The following is a 5,163-nucleotide window of genomic DNA, read 5'->3' as shown; positions in this document are numbered from 1 at the left end:
AATCAATCTCTATCGCAAAGCATGTAAACTTGTGAGCATATAACTTTAGCATATAAGGTGGAACGCCGTGTGCGGTGAAAATTGCATGCACGGTGTGGAGGAGGGGAAAAGGTGGAGATAATATCAAACCCTTACCTATTCCAATAATTTGATTTGATGACGAAGGGAAATATGTTCAATGATCAGGATGGTATCCGGATTACTCCAACATTTTACTTTGTTCAGAAAGATGGTAAAAATCGTAGGTTAGTTGATCTTTACTACCATTCAGACACTGCTAGATTTGTTAAAATTGGTTCGTCTGCTGATGTTGAACGTAGAAATGTTATTCTAAACTCTCGTCTCCGTAATGTCCCAGGTCAAGACTTGGTTGATACATCAAGTACTCTTTGGGAAATGTTCTCTGGACCACGAGGGTGGCAGGTAACAAAACAACGGTACATGGAGAAGTACATTAAAGATACTTCTAAAAAGACTTATGTTGGGGGTTATGATGTACAAATTCTAACCGCACCTTTACGTACGTTTAGAGGAAACATGTATGGATTACCAGCAGGAGTAGATATATATCGTGCAAATGCGGCAGTTCAACAATGGTACGGTGAGTACAGTTTACCAGCAGCAGTATACGTGGTACCTAAGGGCACAAATCTTGCTCAATACGGAGGTAGACTAGACGATAAGTCAAAGGTCTTCTTAAAGGATGGATATATTGTCGTTAACTTCACCATTGAAACGATCCGAAATGGTGACACAAGTAATCCATACCTTCAGTATATTCGAAGATCAAATTCACCGTACTACGGAGTCTATGATAATCAATGGAGAGATATGGAAGGCTTCAAAAGCTCATTTACTACTCCGTATGGAGTCACTTTTGGATCGGTTGATGGTGATGTTCTTTACTACAATGCTGATAAGTCATCATATGATGATTTTAACAGTTCCGGTACCCATTAACGGTGAGAGCATGGGTTTGCCGCTTATGGTTAATCCATGCTTTCTTTATAAATGAAGATGTAGAAACCAAATTTAGAACTTGTTATAATTTTAGTACAATTACAAACAAATCTATTGTGGAAGCACCACTTTTCTGAGGGAGAACCTCTGTTAAGTTGTGCTTCTTTTTTTGGAGGAAGGATCATATGGTTCTTGAATTATTCGGTAATAGTAATTCGGGGGTACTTACTTATATTTGTTTTCCGATATCGTTGATACTTCTCTATCTCTCATACCAGCTCTATTCAGCACGAAGAAACCGATATAGATATCTTACAATTTGTGCGATGGTGTTAAGTTTTTTTCAATTCAGCTCAGTGGTTTCTTCTTTTTTGTTTGACCAAAACATCTCTGCTTTTACACAAAGATTTACTTTAGCGGGCATAGTATTTTTTCTCATCTTGTTAACGCAGTTACATTGGGAACAGACAAGATACGAGAAATTGAGTTCGTATGGGCTTATTACAGTTTACTTCTTAACTGAACTAGTAGAAGTTTATTACATTTCGAATTTGTTTCTTGTAATTCTTACACTTTTCCTTTTATATCAAATCAGAAATAATTATCGAGCAATAATAAAACTATCCATTTCTCTGCTTGTGCTTCTTGTTTATGCACTCGTCACATTGGCAGCTCACTATATAGGATTGGAGTTTGTATGGGTTGTTTCTAATCTAACTCTTCCACTCTTGTTATTATCTATATTTATGACGCTCCAAGATCGTCTTATGAAATTGCTTATGAATTCATATATAGCTTCTGTAACGGATCCGTTGACGGGACTCTATAATAAAAGACATTATCAAAAGCAGCTACAAACTGAATTAGAACAAATTGACTCTGAAGTGTACGCAATTTTCTGTGATATAGATAATTTCAAACAACTAAACGATAATCAGGGCCACAAGAAGGGAGATGAAGTCTTAATTCGAGTTGCTGAAATTGTTAGGGAAGAGGTACAACTTTTTGGAATCGCTGCAAGATACGGAGGAGAAGAAATTGTAGCATTTGTTAATCTTTCTTCAGGAGATATAGATATTAAAACCATTACCGAGAGTATAAGGAAAAGGGTGGAATCTGAAAGCGAGGTAACACTTAGCATTGGATATGCTAAGAGTACTCCGTCTATTACTTTTGATCAATTAATTCATAAGTCAGATGTAGCAATGTATTACTCTAAAAATAATGGTAAAAACCAAGTAACTGAGTTTTTTGATGAACTCTTACATTAAGAGTTAAGATAACGAAACAACGTCTATGGTCAAACTGTTCTTACAAAGTTTCTTTTTTTATTTACGGGAGGATTGAGAGTGTATGAGTGAAAATAATCTTTTATATCAATCGATTAAATTAGGTGTGAATCCAGAAACAGGCGAAGATATTGTTTGGCCATGGAATCAGGAGGAGCATTCCACTATGACCATTGTGGGAGATGACCTGAAAAGTCCTAGAAAAAAATTGGTGGAGCGCATCATTTCTGAGGTTCAGTCAATGAAATTAGGTAGCGTATATCAAATATTGGATTCTGTTGTGTTGAAGGGAGAATTAATGGAAAGTGACGCCATACTATGGACTGAGAGCTTGCCTGATCCACCCGAGGACTATGAGGACAGAGAAAATTTCATTAACAATCGGCGTTATTTCTCCACCTCATACTTCAATCTTTTTGCTCAATCAAAGATGATTACACGGCCAGAGCTGTTACCACCAACTTCATATCGGTGGAATTATGAGGGACCGCTGTTCGGATATTTAAGAGCAATAGAAAGGTTGGATGACGGCCATCCTTACAAAAACGATTTGAAAATAGAAATGGAAAAGCTGACAAGAGTAGAGTGGTATCAATCTGCAGATGCTGGTCGAATATTTTACCTTGACCAACATGAAAACATATACAATAAAGCCCTCTCATTTCTTCGTGCCGTTTGGAGCTTTTGGGCTATCGTAGGGAAGCTTGATGAGCCAACACAAATGCTGCTAGTTGTAGAAGTACCACACCAACTAATAGATATAAACTTAGAACCTAAGATTGCTGAAATCATTAATTTTAGTTTTAACATCTTAAGATACCTAACCTATGAAACGACTGTAACTTTACTACTGTCATCGGACAAATTGAATCCCGCTCCGGAAAATCACTTTAGACATAAGCTGATATTTACAGCATCAAAACATACCGACTTTGACCTTACAAGTGAAGGCATAAAAGAATATGTGAATCCAATTCTCTTCGAGACGTGGGAGAGTGGTGACAATTCGGCGGGTATTCATTTTGATGATCATATTCCAACTCAATCAGTGTTGATTCCTTTGATCGATATCCCTTCAACATGAGAAGCTTGTATTGAGATGGTTTTTGAAATATAAATATAGGAAGCATGAGTTAAGCCTGGTGATTCATACCGGCTTAACTTTTTTGTTTGAAAGTTGAATTAATCGGAGGCTAGTCTTATAGTGGAATTAAGTAATAACTATTGGAAAAAATGAACAGAGGTGTCGGTAATGAATCAAAGTTTTAATGAGAAACCGGATATTAAAGATCTTAATCAACTTGATGCCGGCGTTTTAATCCATAAATATATCTGTATTCTTGCAATGATGAATTTTGGAACTGCAGAGGAAAAACGCTTAGCAATGAAAAAACTGCCTGAACTTGAACGGATGCTTGCTGGCCATATTAATGAGGCAGCTTTTAAAAATGCGATAGAGAAACTTGATTGGAACCAAGAGGAAGTGAACCTTCTTAATGCAGTTTGAGAGGAACTACTTCAATAAACCTTCAAAGTATTGGATATGGTCTTTAGTTCCAATATGTTGTTGCTTTTTAATGATGGCAATGTTCCAACTCAATGTTATTGTATCAGTTGATGATCCGGATATAAAAATGAAACTCTTTTTTTTGATTAGTTTTGGTTTTTTTCTTATTACAGGTTATATGATTTTCGGATATGGATATCTAGTTTGGTCTACACCTTTAAAAAACAAATTAGTGAAACTAACTGAAGATAACCACAACGTTCTAATTTACAAATTCGATAGGTACTTTGTTGATGAAGCCGTTTTGCATAAAATGAACATTAATCCAAAACCGTATGTAAGGCTCTCTCAAAAGGACTATAGGGATATTATTTGTATTGTAGAAAATGAGGAATGATTAGAAACCAATATGTATACCACGAACAATGTTTAATCTGTGTATTAGTAATTTTCTTAGCTACTGTATCTTTGAATAAAGGAGGGTGAGAGTAGGAGTCATGATATTGCTAATTATCGGTGGTATTACGTTGTTCTTAGTTATATATGGGATATTCTCAGCAGGTACTCCTCGTAATACAACAACTGAATCATCTAGCACCGTCTCTCATGAAGATACCAGACGAAGTAAATCAAGTCAGGAAATGAATGACACTGATTTATTGTCCAAGTTAAATTATTTATCAATTCAAGGTTTTCAATTATGCTTTGATGATGAAGTGCTGCTGAATAATCCAGAACTATTAGTGCAACTAAATGAGAACGTGAGAATCGCCATATCCCATGATGTTATTAAGACATTAGAGAATCATTCAAGGTCCGCAAACTATGCTTTTTCAGTGAAACGTATCTTTTCAATATTATCTAACCGTAAACAAAAAAAGATTTGCAGTATTGAAGATTTTTATCTAAACAATGAAGACTTTTCAGCCGATAAATTATCTGATAGAGTAATAGGTGCATATATTGGAGATCAGAGAAGCAATTTACACTATAACATTCTCGTCTCTAAAAGATCAGATTGGTGCAGATTAGCAGAGCAAAATGGTTTGAATTCTCTTTTAGTTGAATAGGAACGAAGGTTGCGAAGCACGCACAGCTCAGCCCGAGAGGGCTTGGTTGTTCGTGCTTTTTTTGCATGCTATAAGAAATATCTGGCGAAAATTGCCGTAAACCGTCGAGCAGGATTACACTAAATGTAATCTTGGTATTGATACCATTAGAGAATCAATTCTCACTACACTGAAAAGAATTGACCTCTTACTTGAGCATTTTGCATAATTCGAAAATTGACGTAAAGACAACAGGATCCAATAAGGATCAAGCTTATATGGTGGCTCCATTCTAAAAATGGACAGACCTGCAGAATTTTGCCGTTTCTATTTTTTAAACTGCTATTTTGTTCTTTTT

5 protein-coding genes are annotated in these 5,163 nt (G+C 35.9%); all 5 read left to right on the top strand.

The window, feature by feature from the left end; all coding sequences use genetic code 11:
• The first annotated feature begins 171 nt into the window (after positions 1–171).
• Positions 172–960, top strand: a complete 789-nt coding sequence (locus ACPV3A_RS37370; protein WP_063477576.1) for a hypothetical protein — start codon at positions 172–174, stop codon at positions 958–960.
• 185 nt (positions 961–1,145) lie between these two features.
• Entirely contained in the window at positions 1,146–2,231 is a 1,086-nt protein-coding gene (locus ACPV3A_RS37365; protein WP_063477577.1) for a GGDEF domain-containing protein, read from the top strand.
• Positions 2,232–2,313: 82 nt separating this feature from the next.
• Positions 2,314–3,333 (top strand): hypothetical protein, encoded by a 1,020-nt coding sequence (locus ACPV3A_RS37360; RefSeq protein WP_063477578.1) that lies wholly within the window; start codon positions 2,314–2,316, stop codon positions 3,331–3,333.
• A gap of 168 nt (positions 3,334–3,501) precedes the next feature.
• Complete coding sequence (locus ACPV3A_RS37355) at positions 3,502–3,756, top strand: hypothetical protein (protein ID WP_063477579.1); 255 nt, start codon at positions 3,502–3,504, stop codon at positions 3,754–3,756.
• A gap of 503 nt (positions 3,757–4,259) precedes the next feature.
• On the top strand, positions 4,260–4,826 hold the full coding sequence (locus tag ACPV3A_RS37350; RefSeq protein WP_426204952.1) for a hypothetical protein: 567 nt from the start codon (positions 4,260–4,262) through the stop codon (positions 4,824–4,826).
• Positions 4,827–5,163: the final 337 nt, after the last annotated feature.

This window comes from Paenibacillus sp. Dod16, from assembly GCF_049893405.1.
Classification (GTDB): Bacteria; Bacillota; Bacilli; order Paenibacillales; family Paenibacillaceae; genus Paenibacillus_AQ.
Note: the sequence above shows the minus strand (reverse complement) of the source record. Positions and strands in the feature narration are given on the sequence as shown.

Excerpts from the sequence above, each read along its gene's own strand:
- ACPV3A_RS37370 (WP_063477576.1), top strand. The coding sequence starts at position 172 with ATGTTCAATGATCAGGATGGTATCCGGATTACTCCAACATTTTACTTT.
- ACPV3A_RS37355 (WP_063477579.1), top strand. The coding sequence starts at position 3,502 with ATGAATCAAAGTTTTAATGAGAAACCGGATATTAAAGATCTTAATCAA.
- ACPV3A_RS37360 (WP_063477578.1), top strand. The coding sequence starts at position 2,314 with ATGAGTGAAAATAATCTTTTATATCAATCGATTAAATTAGGTGTGAAT.
- ACPV3A_RS37365 (WP_063477577.1), top strand. The coding sequence starts at position 1,146 with ATGGTTCTTGAATTATTCGGTAATAGTAATTCGGGGGTACTTACTTAT.